Origin of the sequence: Flavobacterium yafengii (assembly GCF_030010375.1) — a bacterium.
GTDB lineage: Bacteria > Bacteroidota > Bacteroidia > Flavobacteriales > Flavobacteriaceae > Flavobacterium > Flavobacterium yafengii.
Genome location: NZ_JASCRY010000001.1, coordinates 865690 through 883178, shown reverse-complemented (window position 1 = coordinate 883178; position 17489 = coordinate 865690). Strand labels below are relative to the sequence as shown.

The window sequence follows — 17489 nt, the reverse complement described above, 5'->3', positions numbered from 1 at the left end:
TAAAAATCACGAATTACCATAGAAACCCTTGCAGAAATGCGAGGGTTTTTTGTTTTTGATTGGCCCTGTTGCGCGACTTTTTGTTATTAGTAAAACCCACCTCACAGATTTATCTCCCATTTATTAGCGCAAATCCAGATTTAATTTACTAATTAGTCCCTACACAGGCCAAAGTTTAATTGACAGCATAATAAAAGTAACTGCCATTATTAATAAGTCAACAACGGAATCATTATGTTCTAAGTTTATGGTATATTTGAGTATATTATATAGTTTACAGAAAACTAAGCTTACTCAAAAGCCATATTTATAAAACCGACGAAGAGAACAACTATAACCATAAAACTATGAATATTTATACTATTATTGCCCAACTTGTAATCGCGTTGTCCGTAAGTTATGTTTGGATTTTTAGGCTTGACAACATCGTTGCCGAATTTAAACAATATGGCTTGTCTGATTTGACAAGAAACTTCGTAGGCGCGTCAAAAACAACTTTGGCAACCTTATTAATAACAGGAATATGGTTTCCTGAATTAGTATTTATACCGGCACTTTTAATGGCTTTTTTAATGGCATGTGCACAATTTTTTCATTTTAAAGCAAAAAACCCTTGGTCTAAACATTTCCCATCTTTATTCCTTTTGGCGTTATCCCTTTTTGTAGCGCTATTCGCTTCCAAATAATTAAAATATGAATTTCTTAAATGTACTTATTTTTTTTTCGGCAATCTCCTTTCTCATCTACGGAATCGCTTATTTTGTCTCTACAAACATGAAAAATGAATTCAAACGCTTTGGCCTTGAAAAGTTTGGAATACTAACCGCTGTTTTAGAATTGACAGGCGCTTTTGGTTTATTTATAGGCATCCAGAATTACACTATTTTAGTTTTTGCCTCAGGAGGCTTAGCTTTGTTGATGCTGCTTGGCGTGGGCGTAAGAATAAAGATGAGAGATTCTTTTTTAGTTTCCTTACCAGCCTTTTTCTACTTTCTGTTGAACGTCTATATTTTATATAAAACCTTAGAATAAATCAATCAGAAGTTTAATTTTTATTGTAAACAGCTGGAGTTTTTTATAAAAAAGTAATAACTCTACTTAAATGAATATACAAACTCATTTAGGCACCTAGCTCTTCGAAGGCTCCCGACTTCGTAAGCAAAATATAATATCAATTACATCAAAACGCTCCTAGCCTTCAGAAGGCTAGGAGCGTTTTTAATCTAAAAATAAAACCCTTCAATTTCGACTATCGGCTCCCTTTCCTTCGGAGAGGGCTGGGGTGAGGAAAACAAAAAACCCGTTTCTTTCGAAACGGGTTTTATAATAATTGAGAAAATCAATTATGCTTCAACTTCAAATGGAAGTATAGAAACGTATGATTTGTTATCTCTTTTCTTTTGGAAGAAAACAACTCCATCTACTCTTGCGTGTAGTGTGTGATCTTTACTAATGTAAACGTTTTCACCTGGATTATGTTTTGAACCTCTTTGTCTTACGATGATGTTCCCAGCAATAGCAGCTTGACCACCAAATATCTTAACGCCTAAACGTTTTGATTCTGATTCTCTACCATTCTTAGAACTACCGACACCTTTCTTGTGAGCCATGACGTATTAGTTTTATTTTGTTATTATTCTTTTGTGTCTTCTTTTTTAGCTTTAGCTACCTTTTTCTTTGGAGCTTCAACTTCTTCTGTAGTTGCTTCAACTGCTGCTTTTTTAGGAGCTGCTTTCTTTGCACCAACACCAGTAATACCTTCAATTACAATTTGAGTAAGATATTGTCTGTGACCGTTTCTCTTTTTGTATCCTTTTCTTCTTTTCTTTTTGAAAACGATAACTTTATCTCCTTTTAAGTGTTGTAACACTTTAGCTTCTACTGAAGCACCTTCTATAGCTGGGGCGCCTAAAGTGATAGTTCCGTTATCATCTAATAAAAGAACTTTGTCAAAAGAAACTTTTGAACCTTCTTCATTAGTCAAACGGTGAACATAAACCTTTAAGTCTTTGCTTACTTTGAACTGTTGCCCTGCTATCTCTACGATTGCATACATACTGAATTGTTTTAATAATTTTTAAGGTTGCAAATATACAATTAAATATTTAACCTGCAATTAGTAAAACAAAAAATATTTACTGCACCTAACACCCTGATTTATCATCCTTTTGAAGCTATTTGATAAAAAATTGAAATGAACAGTTGTTAAAGTTTCATTCTGCAGTATTTTTGATGTAACAATACCCCTTTTTAAGTTACTTATAGTAAATAAAATTATTAATCCAATATGAAAAAATCAATAATGGCCTTAAGTACAGTGCTCATGCTTGGTGGAGTAGCCTCGGCTCAAAAAGTAGTTTTCGAAGAATACAATTTAGACAATGGCATGCACGTCATTTTGCATAACGATCCTTCTGCGCCTGTAGTAGTCACTTCTGTGATGTATCATGTAGGTTCCAAAGACGAGAAACCAGACCGAACTGGTTTTGCCCATTTCTTTGAACATTTGTTATTTGAAGGAACTGAAAACATCAAACGTGGCGAATGGATGAAAATTGTTACCGCTAACGGCGGAACGAATAACGCTAACACTTCGGATGACAGAACCTATTATTATGAAGTATTTCCTTCTAATAATTTAGAATTAGCACTTTGGATGGAATCCGAAAGATTAATGCATCCTGTAATCAATAAAATTGGTGTTGACACTCAAAATGAAGTTGTAAAAGAGGAGAAAAGAACCAGTTTTGACAATCGCCCTTATGGAAATATTCTTACGGTTGTAAAAGAAAACATGTTCAAGAAACATCCCTATCGTTGGAACACTATTGGCTCTATGAAAGATTTGGATGCCGCAACCTTAGAAGAATTTCAGGCATTTAATAAAAAATTCTACATTCCGAACAATGCCGTTTTAGTTGTTGCCGGTGATTTCGAAAAAAATCAAGCCAAAGAATGGATTCAGAAATATTTTGGACCAATAAAAAAAGGAACTGCTGTAACGAAACAAACTTTTGTTGAAGAGCCAATCACTCAAACGATAAAAGCAACGTATCAGGACGCTAACATCCAAATTCCAATGTTAGTTGCTTCGTACAGAACTCCCTCAATGAAAACAAGAGACGCCAGAGTTTTAGATTTCATCTCTTCTTATTTAAGTGATGGAAAAAGTTCAAAATTGTATAAAAAAATCGTTGATGAGAAAAAAATGGCATTACAAATAGGTGCCGTTGGTTTTAGTCAGGAAGATTACGGAATGTATATTTTGTATGGTTTACCAATGGGAGCTAACACAGCTGCTGATGTCTTAAAAGAAATTGACGAAGAAATTGTAAAAATTCAAACCGAATTGATTTCTGAAAAAGATTTTCAAAAATTACAAAATAAGTTTGACAATAATTTCGTGAATGCCAATTCAAATGTAGAAGGAATTGCCGAAAATTTAGCAACCTATTATATGCTTTACGGCGATATCAATTTAATCAACAACGAGATAGAACTTTTACATTCTATTACTCGTGAGGAAATTAGAGACGTAGCAAAAAAATATTTAAATCCAAACCAAAGATTGCTTTTGGATTATATTCCTTCCACAGAACAGGCTAAAAACTAAGACATTCTAAATCATGAAAAAAACAAATATATTATTATTCATTTTGTTGGTAACAGGAATTATGCAGGCACAAGATCGCACACAACCAAAACCTGGAGCTTCACCAGTAGTAAACATCAAAAAACCACAAACTTTTGTTATGCCAAATGGTTTGAAGGTCATGATTGTTGAAAATCACAAACTTCCAAAAGTTAGCTTCAGTCTCTCATTAGACAATGCTCCTTATGCCGAAGGTAATAAAAAAGGAGTTGATGACTTGACGAGTAGCATGATAGGAAATGGAAGTAAAAAATTAGCCAAAGATGCTTTCAATGAAGAGATTGATTTTCTAGGAGCTGATCTTAATTTTAATTCTCAAGGCGCTTACGCAAGCACTCTTTCTAAATATTCTAAACGAATTCTGGAATTAATGGCCGAAGGAGCTTTATATCCAAATTTTACTCAAGAAGAATTCGAGAAAGAGAAAGCAAAATTACTGGAGAATCTTAAATCTCAGGAAAAGAGTGTTCCTGCAATTGCAAACAGGGTTGTTGATGCACTTGCTTTTGGAAAAAACCATCCTTCAGGGGAATACATGACCGAAGAAACGATTAAAAATGTAACTCTTGCAGATATTCAAGCTAATTATGCTAATTATTTTGTTCCCGAAAACGCTTATTTAATAATCATTGGAGACATTAAATACAAAGAAGCAAAGCCAATTGTAGAGAAACTATTTGGATCATGGCAAAAAAGAAGCACGCCAAAACTGACGTACGCAGCACCAGAAAATGTACCGTTTACTCAAATCAATTTTGTTGACGTTCCTAATGCAGTACAATCGGAGATTTCATTAGTAAATACTTTAAATTTAAAAATGAGTGATCCTGATTTCTTCCCTGCTGTAATTGCCACTTCTATTCTTGGCGGCGACTTCAATAGTTACCTTAATATGAATTTAAGAGAAAAACACGCCTGGACTTACGGCGCCAGTTCCGTAATAGGAAGCGGAAAATACGTTACAAAATTAAGATCGACTTCAGCGGTAAGAAACGTAGTTACAGATAGTGCAGTAGTTGAATTTATCAAAGAAATCAAAAAAATACGTACCGAAAAAGTAAGCGAGGAGTTATTGAGTAACACTAAAGCAGGTTACATCGGACGATTTGTGATGCAGGTAGAAAAGCCGCAATCAATCGCTCGATATGCCTTGAATATTGAGACGGAAGATCTTCCAAAAGATTTTTATGAAAACTATATCAAAACTATCAATGCGGTAACTGCTGATGATGTACTTCGTGCAGCCAACAAATATTTCCTTTTAGACAATAAACGAATCATTATTGCCGGAAAAGGATCGGAAGTAATTCCAGCTTTGGAAAAACTAAAAATTCCAATGTTTTATTTTGACAAATACGGTAATCCATTGGAAAAACCAGTTTTCAAAAAAGACATTCCTGCCGGCGTAACTGCCAAAAGCGTTATTGATAACTACATCAAAGCTATTGGTGGAGAAAAAGCAGCTTCTGCTGTAAAAACAATTGCGATGAACGGAACTACAACTATTCCGCAAGCACCTTCACCTTTAAATTTCACAACAAAAATTGATGCTAAAGGCAAACTAATGGTTGAATTAGCGATGGGAACCATGAGCTTGATGAAGCAGGTGGTAAATGAAAAAGGAGCTTACGTAATGCAACAAGGACAACGCCAGAACATCGAAGGAACGACGCTTACTGATATGAAAGCAAGCGCAACAACTTTTGAAGAATTATTGCTTTCTAAAAAAGAAGGATTGGTATTAAGCGGTATTGAGTCAATCAGCGGAAAAGAGGCATATGCCGTAAAAAACGGAAAAACAACATTCTATTACGATGTGACTTCAGGATTAAAACTGGCAGAATCTAAAGTAATAGAACAAGGTGGTCAAACCATAACGCAAACTACAAATTACGGAGATTACAAGGATGTAAAAGGCGTTAAGATTCCTTTTAACATTATTCAAAATATAGGATTTGAATTGGATATTAAAATATCTGACGTAAAAATCAATGAAGGTGTTTCAGATGCTGATTTTCAATAATCAAAACTTGAATTAGTGAATAAAGGCTGTCTATTTAGGCAGCCTTTATTGTTTTATAAAGTTTTCGAATCTATTTTTTAGCAGACAAATACACTCCGATTAAAACGATAAAAGCACCAAAAAACTGAACCACAGTAAGCATTTCATTGTCTAATAACCCCCAACAAAAAGCAACAACAGGAATCAAATACGTTACCGAGGTAGCAAAAACTGGTGAGGACATTTGGATGAGTTTAAAGAACAGAATATTTGCGATTCCAGTTCCTACAACCCCAAGAATTACTATAAACAAAACCGATTCCTGCACTTTCACATCGTGAATCACTTCGAAGAAACCGGAGAAAAACAGAATTATGAATGCCGGAAAAAACAATACCATAAAATTACCGGTAGTAATACTCAACGGACTCAAATCATGTAAATATTTTTTGATTAAATTCACATTGACGGCATAACATATTGAAGCTATTAAAACCAAAATAGCATAATAATAATTCTGTTCCGGATGATGAATAGCACCATTCAAAATCAACAAAGCGCTTCCTATTAAACCAATTAGAATTCCAAAAATCTGATTTCTTTTGAATTGCAATCCAAAAACTAAAGCCCCTAAAATTAATGTATTCAAAGGAGTCAGAGAATTTAAAATAGAACTCACGGAACTGTCAATTTCGGTTTGGGCAATCGCAAACAGATAAGCCGGTATAAATGTCCCAAACAGGGACGTTAAGGCAATGAATTTCCATTTATGCAATGGGATTTTAGACAAGCTTTTAAATCCTATCAACAATAAAAAAACAGCTGCAAATAGGATTCGCAACGACCCTAATTGCAAAGCCGTCAAACCTATTAATCCTTTTTTTATTAATATAAATGAACTTCCCCAAACCAAGGCAAGAACCATCAAGTACACCCATTTTAACTGCTTCGATTCCATAAAGATTATTTTGCCCCAAAATTGTAATTATTTTATGAATTAGTCCTTCTTTTTTTAATTAATTTTGCAGTTCAGAAACACGCTTTTAATCTTTAAAATTTACATCATAATGAATTTCAAAAAATCAATAGTAACTCTAGTACTTACAAGTGTTTTATTTGTAGGCTGTAAAGAGAAATCAACAGAAATAGTTTCGAAAGAGACTGCAACAACAGAAGTTCCCAAAGTTAAAAAAGAAATCGCAGCTGCCAATCTTCAAACAGCGAGTTTCTCTGTAGAAGGGATGACATGCGCTATAGGCTGTGCCAAAACGATTCAAGAAGATTTAACCGGACTGGACGGTGTTCAAAAAGCAACGGTAGATTTTGATACAAAATTAGCCACCGTAACTTTTGATAAAACGGTTCAAACTCCAGAAAAATTGACTAAAGTTGTCGAAGCCGCTGCTGACGGTAAAACATACAAAGTTTCGAATATGAAGTCGTAATTCAGACTTTCAAATTATATAAAAAAAGCATTCGTTACTGGCGGATGCTTTTTTTATGAAATATCATTTCCACTTCAGGGTTTCCATTAGTCGCTGCATGTCATTTTTGATATAACTCGCCGCTGGCATAATAGAATCATAATTGGGTTTTGCATAGAAATAAACAGAACCTGTTACAAAATGTTTAGTGCTGTCTGTAGCGTAAAACTGTGAATTTGTTGCCGCATTTCCTTCTACCTGATAAAACATTCCATACACTTTTTTATCGGGATTCAAATAGGGCTGTTCTAATATATCATCCGCTTTAATCACGTGTTCATAAGTCAATTTTTGCGCATCACGCAACAGTTCATTAATGTTTTTCGTGACTGGCTTATAGGTAAGATAAATAGTCGCTTTCATTTTTGGATACGTAATTGTAAAACCACAATCCGTCTCTTTTTTGATAACGGCATCTGAATTCATTTCGAAAGCAAAAGGACACTCATTCTCAAAATTTACATATTTAGCTTCCGGATAATCCAATCGCAAATAGCTTGATGGTTTTGGCAAGACATCATCTTTACAACTAAAACTCAACAATGACATTATTACTATTGCCGAAAAAGCGATTATTTTTTTTAACATTTCTATTCTAAATTTATTTGATCTTTTATTTTTCAAAAGAAACAAATTCCGCAATAATTCCCCTTCCTTCGGAGGGGGCTAGGGGGAGGATTTATTCAATTGTTACTTTTATTTGCTTCACCCGTTTTTGGTCCACAGCTTCTACTGTAAACAGACAATTTTCGAATGAAATTTTTTGATTTTTCTTCGGAAAATTTCCCAAAATTTCAAGAATAAAACCAGCCAGTGTTTCGGCTTCTCCTTTTTTGATTTCGAATAATTCTTCATCGACATCAATTATTCTGTAGAAATCCTTGAGGTTTATTTTTCCTTCAAAAAGATAATTTCTATCGTCAATTTGGGAAAAATTAATGTTTTCGTCGTCAAATTCATCACTGATATCCCCTACAATTTCTTCGATAACATCTTCAAGCGATACCAATCCTGACGTTCCTCCATATTCATCGACCACAATCGCGAGATGACTTTTCATGCTTTGAAAATCTTTCAGCAAATTGTCTAGTTTTTTATTTTCCGGAACAAAGAAAGGCTCTCGCAACAACGATTTCCAGTCAAATTCATTTGTATTAATATGCGGCAGCAAATCTTTGACAAATAAAACACCTTCTATCTGGTCTATATTGTCTCGATAAACCGGAATTCTGGAATATCCTTTTTCTATTATTTTGGGACAAATAACAGAAAAAGATTCGTCTATTTCTAAAGCAAAAATATCGATTCGAGGACTCATCACTTGTCTTGTATCCGTATTTCCAAAGCTCACAATTCCTTCTAAAATTTTTTGCTCTTCAGTAGAAGTTTCATCCGAAGCAGTTAATTCTAAGGCTTGTGATAATTGATCAACAGAGAAATTTGTTTTTTGCTTTCCTAATTTATTGTGCAAATAAATCGTGGCAGCACGCATGGGTAAACTTATTGGCGAAAGCAATTTGTCCAAAAAAGCAATTGGATACACAATCAGTTTAGCAAATTTTATATTGTTTCTGCTGGCATAAACTTTTGGCAAGACCTCACCAAATAATAAAATCAAAAAGGTAGCTGTAAGCACTTCCAGAATAAATTTTAAAAGTGGTGCTGTTACTGCAGAAAAAATAGTTTTTCCAACAAAGGAAAACAATAGTATTATGGAAATATTGATGAAATTATTAGCTACAAGAAATGTCGCTGCCAGTTTTTTTGGTTTTTCTAAAAGTTCCGAAATAATTTTTCCTTTGGAATTATTTTCTTGTACCGTTTCGTCGATGTCTTTTTGTGACAACGAAAACAAGGCTACTTCAGCACCTGAGATTAAAGCGGAACAAAACAGCAAAATGGCAATTCCTGTAAAGCCAAATACTACATTAGCATCAATAGCGTAAGCAAAAAATAAACTGGGCTCTGGGTCCAAATTAGTTAGGATTAATTAAACAATCAAAATGGCAAGTCATTAATAGGCAAGACATTATTCTCCGGGTCAAAATTAGTGTTTTTCGCAACATCAGCTGCAGGAATTTGTTTGTTGTTTTCACTGTCTTTTTTTGTTGTAAGAAAAGTGAATTCCGTTACCTGAATTTCAGTGGTGTGTTTAGTGCTTCCATCCTCTGATTGCCATTGACGGGACTTAATGCGTCCTTCCACATATATTTTATCTCCTTTGGAAAGGTATTTTTCACAAAGTTCAGCCGCTTTATTGCGTACTACCAAATTATGCCACTCTGTAGAAGTGATTTTTTCGTTGGTCGTTTTGTTGATGTACACTTCGTTTGTTGCCAACTGAAATCTTCCGATACAATTGCCTCCGTCGAAATAATGCATTTTGATATCATCACCAAGAAAACCGATAAGCATAACTTTATTTAATGTTCCGTTCATTGTAGGATTTGGTATTTCTATCAAAGATACATTTTTTTAGAAACTCTATAAATCCTTTTCAATAAAATTATGAATCACAATTGGAAAAGGAAAAGTTCTCAAAGTTACCCCATCAATTCCGTTTTCAATGGTTCCTTTTACAGCTACTTTCCAAAACTTGATATACAAATGCTGGTGTGACAATTTATGAATGATACTTTTTTCGTTGTATTCTAACATACTTATAATTTCATATTGGGCGCTAAAATCGGTTTGAACCTTAGCAGCAACACTATCAAAATCTTCTGCTGCATCGGTTTCTATCAAAGGGAATTCATATAAGTTGTGCCAAATTCCTTTATCTGTTCTTTTCTGGATAATTGTATTTCCCGTTTCGTCTTCAAGTACCAAATAATTAAAGTATCGGTTCCTAACTTTTAGTTTTTTGGATTTCACGGGCAACTGATCGACTTTGTTTTTTTGCAAAGCGGCACAACTTTCGTTAAAAACACAAATACCGCAATTGGGACTTTTAGGAACACATTGCAGAGCACCAAACTCCATAATAGCTTGATTGAAGGTTGCCGGATTATCTTTTGGCATCAGTTCGAAAGCCAAAGCAGCGAATTCTTTTTTGGCGGAAGCCTGAGCAATATCAGTATCCAGATCAAAATAACGCGATAAAACCCGGAACACGTTTCCATCTACAACAGGAACGACTTCATTATAGGAGAAAGAAGCAATTGCCGCTGCGGTATATTCCCCTACTCCTTTTAATTTCAATAAGTCATTATAAGTTCCCGGAAAGATTCCCGATAAATCAAAAGCGATATGCTGTGCTGTTTTGTGCAAATTTCTAGCTCTGGAATAATATCCTAATCCCTGCCAAAGTTTCAAAACTTGTTCTTCATTGGCTTTCGCCAAATCAAAAACGGTAGGAAAAGCGGTTGTAAAAGATAAAAAATAAGGCATTCCTTGTGCAACACGCGTCTGTTGTAACATGATTTCAGAGAGCCAAATAGGGTACGGATTGGTAGTGTTTCGCCAAGGCAAATCACGTTTATTTTGTAAATACCATTGTATTAGCAAGTTAGAAAAAATCATGTTTTAATTATTTGTTAGCAAAAGTAAAAGTTTATGTGATTAAAATTTAATGAATTAGCTTGAATAATTGTTTTTTAAATTCCTATATTTGCAAACTCAAAAAAATAGTACAACATTATAAATAGGAAAGAAAATGACGAAAGCAGATATCGTAGCAAAAATTTCAGAAAAATTAGGTCTTGAAAAAGGAGATGTACAGGCAACTGTAGAGACTTTTATGAATGAAGTAAAAAATTCATTAGAAACTGGAGACAATGTTTATTTAAGAGGTTTTGGAAGTTTTATAGTGAAGACTAGAGCTGAGAAAACAGGAAGAAATATTTCCAAGAATACAACAATAAAAATTCCTGCACACAACATTCCTGCATTTAAACCTGCAAAAGTTTTTGTAGAAGGAGTGAAAACAAATAACGAAGCAAAATAACAATATTAATTAATCATAAAATCTACAAGATATGCCAAGTGGTAAAAAAAGAAAGAGACATAAGGTAGCAACGCACAAACGCAAGAAAAGAGCGAGAGCTAACCGTCACAAAAAGAAAAAGTAGTTTTAAACTACTTTTTTCTTTTTAAACGTTCATTGAAATTGAGATTTAAGATTGTAGATTACCGATTTAAGATTGCAGATTTGAAAAATCTAAAATCAAGAATAAAAACTCACAAATCTAAAATCTCCCCGGGTTCAATACCTGTTAAAATATTGTTTAATCCATTTGTTCGCCTTGGCGAATAGATAAAAAATTTACAGTGTGAATAAAGAATTAATCATTAGATCTAGTTCTGAAGCCGTAGATTTTGCCTTATTAAAAGATGGAAAACTAATTGAATTACACAAAGAAGAAGAAAAAAGCAACTTCCAGGTTGGTGATATTTTTATTGCCAAAATCAGGAAACCAGTTGCTGGATTGAATGCTGCTTTTGTAAATGTAGGCTTCGAAAAAGATGCTTTTTTACATTATCACGATTTAGGCCCTAACTTATCTTCCCAACTGAAATTCATAAAACTTGTAAGCGCAGGTAAATTAAAAGATTTCTCCCTAAAAACCTTTCAGTTTGAAAAAGAAATAGATAAAGATGGTACTATTACTGATGTATTAAGTGCCAATCAATCTGTTTTAGTACAAGTCGTCAAAGAACCTATATCTACAAAAGGACCAAGAATTAGCGCTGAGCTTTCTCTTGCCGGAAGATTTATAGTTTTGGTTCCGTTTTCTGACCGCGTTTCTATTTCACAAAAAATAGAAGATAAAAAAGAAAAAGAACGCTTGAAACGATTAGTACAATCCATCAAACCAAAAGGATTTGGTGTTATTGTTCGCACAGTAGCCGAAGGCAAAAATACAGCCGAATTAGAAAAAGATTTGCAGAACCTGCTCAGCAGATGGACTGCAATGTGTAAAAAATTACCAACTGCTCATCATCCGTCCAAAGTATTAGGAGAACTCAACAGAGCCTCTTCAATATTAAGAGACGTATTTAATGATACCTTTAGTGGTATTCAGATTGATGATGAAGAGTTGTACAACCAAACAAAGGATTATTTGCAAGAAATTGCACCATCCAAACAATCAATTGTTAAATTTTATCAATCAAAAGACACACCTATTTTTGAGAAATACAACATAGAGAGACAAATCAAAACTTCTTTTGGAAAAACAGTATCCATGAGTAAAGGGGCGTATCTTATTATCGAACACACTGAAGCTCTGCACGTTATAGACGTAAACAGCGGAAACCGTTCTAATAAGGCTACCAACCAAGAAGATACCGCCATGGAAGTCAATATGATTGCAGCTGCCGAAATTGCAAGACAATTACGTCTTCGTGATATGGGCGGAATCATCGTAGTCGATTTTATCGATATGTCAAATCCTGAAAATCGTAAAGTTTTGTTCGATTTCTTGAAAGAAGAAATGAGCGACGATAAAGCTAAACACAAGATCTTACCTCCTAGCAAATTTGGATTAGTTCAAATTACAAGACAAAGAGTAAGACCAGAAGTAAATATTAAAACTAGAGAAGAAGATCCAAACAATGAAAGTGGCGAAATTGAAGCGCCAATTCAAATCATTGATAAAATCGCTTTTGATCTAGAAAGAGTATTAAAAAACCACAAAGATGTTGTGCTTAATGTACACCCTTTTGTGGCCGCATACCTTACCAAAGGTTTTCCATCATTACGTTCAAAATGGTTTCTTGAACATAAAAAATGGGTGAAAATTATACCTCGTGATGCTTACACGTATTTAGAATATCATTTCTACGACAAAAAAGAAAATGTTATTATAGAATAGATTCTGAAATAAATTCAGAATAAAAAACCGCCTTTCGTGAGATTGGCGGTTTTTTTATGTCTTTTTATTACTGATAAAATCGTTGGATTTAAACAGCTTGCAGTTTCAAAGCACTTCTCTTTATCTGGAGAAATATAAAGGTAATTAGAACTCCTACTATAGACATACCAACACCTACTAAGTTGGGAGACGCATAACTAAATCCAAACACCAAAGGCAATCCGCCAAGAAAAGCTCCTAAAGCATTTCCAATATTAAATGCGGCTTGTATCGCAGCTGAAGCAATCATTTCTGCACCTACAGCCGTCTGAATCATCAGAACTTGAATTGGCGCTACAACTGCAAAAGAAATACAACCCGTAGAAAACACCAATGCTAAAGTCATATATTGGCTTGAAGAAAAGTAATAGACTAATAATAAATCCAAAGTCATTACAAAAAGTAACATTATAATTGTTTTTGCAGGAGAAAATCTATCCGCTAATTTCCCTCCAATAAAATTTCCAAAAACCATTCCTAAACCAGCTAAAATTAAAATATAAGGTACATCTTCGGCAGAAAATTTAGCAACATCTGTCAGCAGTGGAGCGATATAACTAATCCAGCAAAATAGTCCCCCAAAACCAAAAGCAGTAATTGAAATAATCAGCCAAGCTTCTGTTTTTTTGAAAAATTGCAACTGACTCTTAATTGTTTCTTTAGGACCTGCTTTTAGATTCGGCATCCAAAAATAAAGAGAAACAAAAGTTAGAAACCCAACAAGTGCAATTATTATAAACGTATAACGCCACGTATAGTGATGCCCAATATAAGTTCCTATTGGGACTCCCGCAAGGTTCGCAATTGTTAATCCCGAAAACATAATAGATATGGCCTGCGCTTCTTTTCCTTTGTCAGCCAGTCTGCTGGCAACAACAGCTCCAACTCCAAAAAAGGCTCCGTGAGGCAATCCGGAAAGCAATCTTGTAGCGAATAAAAATCCATAATTTGGCGCAATAATTGAAAGTGCATTGAAAAAGGCTAGCATAGCAGCCAAAATCAAAAGTGTTTTTTTAGGAGGATAATTTCTGGCAATAATGACTAACAAAGGCGCGCCAATTACTACTCCTAAAGCATAGGCCGAAATTAAATGTCCGGCGACTGGTATTGAAATCTTTAAATCTGATGCAATGTCTGGCAATAAACCCATCATCACAAATTCAGTTATTCCTATAGTTAAACCGCCCAATGAGAGCGCGATGAGACTTTTCTTCATTTTGTTTTTATAAAATATTAATATGTGTGTTTTAAAATCGATTGTTATTTATCGGACAAATTTATTTATAACAAATTCAAACAAGTTGTATATTTGCAATATAAAATTGCAATTATACGCTATGCCAAAATTAAATCAATTTGAAACATTAGTCATTGACGAATTTGAAGAAGACAAATTTCACCTTCCAACTCACAGTCATACGTATTATGAAATCATCTACATCATAAAAGGAAATGGAGTCCATCACCTGAACAACAATCTATTATCATATAAAACGGGAGATTTATTTGTAATTTCACCTGACGATGAACACTATTTTGATATTAAAAAAAGCACTCGTTTTGTCTTTATAAAATTCACAGATAATTATTTCAATTCCAATAAAAAGCTGTCTTGTGATGAATTTCTATTGAATACTCCGGAAAATTTTATGCGGGATAAATCATTAAAAGAAAACGTTTTAAAACTAGACGAACCTTGTAAGACCATTTTAAAAAACACGATAGAAAATATTACTGCTTACAATAGCAAAACTAATGTTTCTACATCGCCAATCGTTTTTTACCAAGTTTTGTCAATTTTCGGATTAATTAAGGAAACTATGCGCTGCATGAATATGCAAATTATAGGAACTGGTATTGATAATGAACAAATCATATCTTATATTCATCAAAACATTTATAATCCAAAACTGGTTCAAATAAAATCAATTTCGACGCATTTTAATATAGCCACTACCTACTTTGGCACGTATTTTAAACGAAGTTTTTCAATAACTTATAGAGATTACATTAACAACCTGCGAACCAAATTAATCGAAAAAAGATTTTTCAACAATCAAGTGCCCATCAAACAAATTGCCTATGAATTTGGCTTTACAGATGAAAGTCATCTGTCTAATTATTTTAAAAAACAAAAAAACATGAAGCCCAGCGACTTTAAGAAGCTGTAGTTTTTTCTAATTTAGGATTGTTTTTATTTTCTTCTTTCGGCAAAAAATCGCTTCATCAACTCCGAAGCCTCATTTGCCAGAATTCCAGAAACAACAGTAGTTTTAGGGTGCAATTGTGTTCCCATTTTCACAAACCCTCGATTTTCATCGCTGGCACCATACACAATTTTAGAAATCTGACTCCAATACAAAGCACCAGCGCACATCTGGCAAGGTTCCAGTGTGACATAAAGCGTGCAACCAATTAAATATTTACCTCCAAGAAAATTAGCTGCTGCAGTAATAGCCTGCATTTCAGCATGAGCCGTAACATCAACCAGCATTTCAGTAAGATTATGACCTCTGGCGATGACTTTATTGTCAATGACGATAATAGCACCAACAGGAATTTCGCCTTTTTCAAAAGCCATTTCGGCTGCCTGCAAAGCTTTTTTCATAAAATATTCGTCGGTGAAAGGATTTATCATAGCTACAAAAATAAGAATTCAATTCGTACATTTGCTTTATGTCAGATAATTTACTTTCAAACATCAATAACCCAACCGATTTAAGACTGCTTGATGAAGCCCAACTTCCTCAGGTTGCTCAGGAATTACGTGATTTCATTATCGATATTGTGGCTGTAAAGGAAGGCCATCTTGGCGCCAGTCTTGGCGTTATAGAATTGACTATTGCTTTGCATTATGTGTTTGACACGCCAAATGATTTATTGATTTGGGATGTAGGCCATCAAGCCTACGGACATAAAATACTGACAGGAAGAAGAAAAAATTTTCATACTAACAGACAATTGGGCGGTATTTCCGGTTTCCCAAAAAGAAGTGAGAGTATTTACGATGCTTTTGGCGTAGGCCACTCCTCTACTTCCATTTCGGCAGCTTTAGGAATGGCAATTGCCTCTAATTTGAAAGGCGACTTCAACAAACAACACATTGCGGTGATTGGAGACGCTTCCATTGCATCAGGAATGGCTTTTGAAGGATTAAATCACGCCGGGGTTACCGATGCTAATTTATTGGTTATTCTTAATGATAATGCTATTGGAATTGACCCAAGTGTAGGTGCTTTGAAACAATACCTCACTGCCGTAAAAGCAGGAAAAAATCCGAGGCAAAACAACATGATTAAGTCTTTGAATTTTAATTATTCAGGTCCAATAGACGGTCATGATATTTTTGCTGTCATCAAAGAATTGAAACGTTTACAAAAAACCAAAGGACCAAAATTCCTTCATATCATTACCACCAAAGGAAAAGGACTACAACAAGCCGAAGAAAATCAGGTAAAATATCATGCACCCGGAAAATTTGACGCTGCAACAGGAGAAATTCACATCAAATCCGAAGAAAATCTACCTCCAAAATATCAGGATGTTTTTGGTTTGACCGTATTGGATTTAGCTAAAAAAAATGAAAAAATCATAGGAATTACGCCTGCAATGCCATCTGGAAGCTCGTTGAAATTTATGATGGAGGCTTTTCCAAAACGTGCTTTTGATGTAGGAATCGCCGAGCAACACGCTGTGACTTTAGCAGCCGGAATGGCAACTCAAGGAATGGTCGTTTTTTGCAACATTTACTCCACTTTTTTACAAAGAGGATACGATCAGGTGATTCACGATGTGGCTTTACAGAATCTTCCAGTGATTTTTTGTTTGGACAGAGCCGGTTTAGTGGGAGAAGACGGCGCAACGCACCACGGTGTTTTCGATTTGGCTTATTTACGTTGCATTCCTAACATGATTGTTTATGCGCCTCGCAACGAAATAGCATTACAAAATATTTTATACACCGCACAATTGGGATTAGATCATCCTATCGCTATCCGTTATCCAAGAGGGCGCGGTGTTATTGCCGATTGGCAGACGCAACATCTTGGAACGTATAAAAAAATAGAAATTGGAAAAAGTATTTGCATTAAAGAAGGTTCGAAAGTAGCCATTTTATCCAATGGAACTATTGGTAATAATGTCACTTTGGCTATAGCCAAAATAAAGCATCCAGAAACCATTGCGCATTATGATTTTTCATTTGTTAAACCATTAGACGAAAAGGCATTACATACCATTTTTACTACATTTACAACTATCGTATCTATAGAAGATGGCGCTGTAAAAGGCGGTTTTGGAAGTGCCATTCTCGAGTTTGCCTCAGAAAACAATTATACTTCAAAAGTAACCATTCTAGGTATTCCTGATGAGTTCATTGAACACGGAACTGTAGCTGAATTACAACAATACTGCAAAATTGACGTTAAAAGTCTTGAAATATTTTTTTCAAGCTATTAAAATAATTATTTTGCAACCTTAAACACAACTAGCCCAAA

The 17489-nt window shown here is 34.5% G+C and carries 18 protein-coding genes; 9 read left to right on the top strand and 9 right to left on the bottom strand.

The window, feature by feature from the left end; translation table 11 throughout:
• Positions 1 to 347: 347 nt before the first annotated feature.
• Positions 348 to 686 (top strand): DoxX family protein, encoded by a 339-nt coding sequence (locus QLS97_RS03890; protein WP_282714336.1) that lies wholly within the window; start codon positions 348 to 350, stop codon positions 684 to 686.
• Between the two features lie 7 nt (positions 687 to 693).
• Positions 694 to 1032: a DoxX family protein gene (locus tag QLS97_RS03885; protein ID WP_282714335.1), complete on the top strand. Its 339-nt coding sequence runs from the start codon at positions 694 to 696 to the stop codon at positions 1030 to 1032.
• Between the two features lie 311 nt (positions 1033 to 1343).
• Here the strand turns inward: QLS97_RS03885 and rpmA are convergent, their stop codons facing one another.
• Together rpmA and rplU are read right to left on the bottom strand one after the other, a co-directional pair.
• Positions 1344 to 1610 (bottom strand): 50S ribosomal protein L27, encoded by a 267-nt coding sequence (gene rpmA / locus QLS97_RS03880; protein ID WP_035669638.1) that lies wholly within the window; start codon positions 1608 to 1610, stop codon positions 1344 to 1346.
• 23 nt (positions 1611 to 1633) lie between these two features.
• Positions 1634 to 2056 carry a 50S ribosomal protein L21 gene (gene rplU, locus QLS97_RS03875; RefSeq protein WP_121342910.1) on the bottom strand — a complete coding sequence of 141 codons (423 nt, stop codon included), beginning with the start codon at positions 2054 to 2056 and terminating at the stop codon, positions 1634 to 1636.
• Between the two features lie 231 nt (positions 2057 to 2287).
• Between rplU and QLS97_RS03870 the strand changes: the two genes are divergently transcribed.
• Entirely contained in the window at positions 2288 to 3613 is a 1326-nt protein-coding gene (locus QLS97_RS03870; RefSeq protein WP_282714334.1) for a M16 family metallopeptidase, read from the top strand.
• 13 nt (positions 3614 to 3626) lie between these two features.
• On the top strand, positions 3627 to 5675 hold the full coding sequence (locus QLS97_RS03865; RefSeq protein ID WP_282714333.1) for a M16 family metallopeptidase: 2049 nt from the start codon (positions 3627 to 3629) through the stop codon (positions 5673 to 5675).
• Between the two features lie 70 nt (positions 5676 to 5745).
• Here QLS97_RS03865 and QLS97_RS03860 read toward each other — a convergent pair whose 3' ends face one another.
• Positions 5746 to 6612, bottom strand: coding sequence for a DMT family transporter (locus tag QLS97_RS03860; RefSeq protein WP_282714332.1), 867 nt, complete (start codon positions 6610 to 6612; stop codon positions 5746 to 5748).
• Between the two features lie 109 nt (positions 6613 to 6721).
• Here QLS97_RS03860 and QLS97_RS03855 point away from each other — a divergent pair, with 109 nt between their 5' ends.
• Positions 6722 to 7099, top strand: a complete 378-nt coding sequence (locus tag QLS97_RS03855) for a heavy-metal-associated domain-containing protein (protein ID WP_282714331.1) — start codon at positions 6722 to 6724, stop codon at positions 7097 to 7099.
• Between the two features lie 63 nt (positions 7100 to 7162).
• Here the strand turns inward: QLS97_RS03855 and gldD are convergent, their stop codons facing one another.
• From gldD to mutY, 4 genes are all read right to left on the bottom strand, one after another.
• Positions 7163 to 7726, bottom strand: a complete 564-nt coding sequence (gene gldD, locus QLS97_RS03850; RefSeq protein ID WP_282714330.1) for a gliding motility lipoprotein GldD — start codon at positions 7724 to 7726, stop codon at positions 7163 to 7165.
• Positions 7727 to 7817: 91 nt separating this feature from the next.
• On the bottom strand, positions 7818 to 9113 hold the full coding sequence (locus tag QLS97_RS03845; protein ID WP_282714329.1) for a gliding motility-associated protein GldE: 1296 nt from the start codon (positions 9111 to 9113) through the stop codon (positions 7818 to 7820).
• A gap of 23 nt (positions 9114 to 9136) precedes the next feature.
• Positions 9137 to 9577: a single-stranded DNA-binding protein gene (locus QLS97_RS03840; protein ID WP_131990340.1), complete on the bottom strand. Its 441-nt coding sequence runs from the start codon at positions 9575 to 9577 to the stop codon at positions 9137 to 9139.
• 45 nt (positions 9578 to 9622) lie between these two features.
• Positions 9623 to 10660 (bottom strand): A/G-specific adenine glycosylase, encoded by a 1038-nt coding sequence (mutY, locus tag QLS97_RS03835; RefSeq protein WP_282714328.1) that lies wholly within the window; start codon positions 10658 to 10660, stop codon positions 9623 to 9625.
• Between the two features lie 133 nt (positions 10661 to 10793).
• Here mutY and QLS97_RS03830 point away from each other — a divergent pair, with 133 nt between their 5' ends.
• Positions 10794 to 11084 carry an HU family DNA-binding protein gene (locus QLS97_RS03830; RefSeq protein WP_066080765.1) on the top strand — a complete coding sequence of 97 codons (291 nt, stop codon included), beginning with the start codon at positions 10794 to 10796 and terminating at the stop codon, positions 11082 to 11084.
• A gap of 325 nt (positions 11085 to 11409) precedes the next feature.
• Positions 11410 to 12954: an Rne/Rng family ribonuclease gene (locus QLS97_RS03825; RefSeq protein WP_282714327.1), complete on the top strand. Its 1545-nt coding sequence runs from the start codon at positions 11410 to 11412 to the stop codon at positions 12952 to 12954.
• A gap of 88 nt (positions 12955 to 13042) precedes the next feature.
• Here the strand turns inward: QLS97_RS03825 and QLS97_RS03820 are convergent, their stop codons facing one another.
• On the bottom strand, positions 13043 to 14209 hold the full coding sequence (locus QLS97_RS03820; protein WP_282714326.1) for an MFS transporter: 1167 nt from the start codon (positions 14207 to 14209) through the stop codon (positions 13043 to 13045).
• A 121-nt stretch (positions 14210 to 14330) separates the two neighbouring features.
• Here QLS97_RS03820 and QLS97_RS03815 point away from each other — a divergent pair, with 121 nt between their 5' ends.
• Positions 14331 to 15164 (top strand): AraC family transcriptional regulator, encoded by an 834-nt coding sequence (locus QLS97_RS03815; RefSeq protein ID WP_282714325.1) that lies wholly within the window; start codon positions 14331 to 14333, stop codon positions 15162 to 15164.
• 23 nt (positions 15165 to 15187) lie between these two features.
• On the opposite strand, the gene QLS97_RS03810 is transcribed toward QLS97_RS03815, so the two are convergent.
• Positions 15188 to 15631: a nucleoside deaminase gene (locus tag QLS97_RS03810; RefSeq protein ID WP_282714324.1), complete on the bottom strand. Its 444-nt coding sequence runs from the start codon at positions 15629 to 15631 to the stop codon at positions 15188 to 15190.
• Positions 15632 to 15669: 38 nt separating this feature from the next.
• Between QLS97_RS03810 and QLS97_RS03805 the strand changes: the two genes are divergently transcribed.
• Positions 15670 to 17451 (top strand): 1-deoxy-D-xylulose-5-phosphate synthase, encoded by a 1782-nt coding sequence (locus QLS97_RS03805; protein WP_282714323.1) that lies wholly within the window; start codon positions 15670 to 15672, stop codon positions 17449 to 17451.
• The last annotated feature ends 38 nt before the right edge of the window (positions 17452 to 17489 follow it).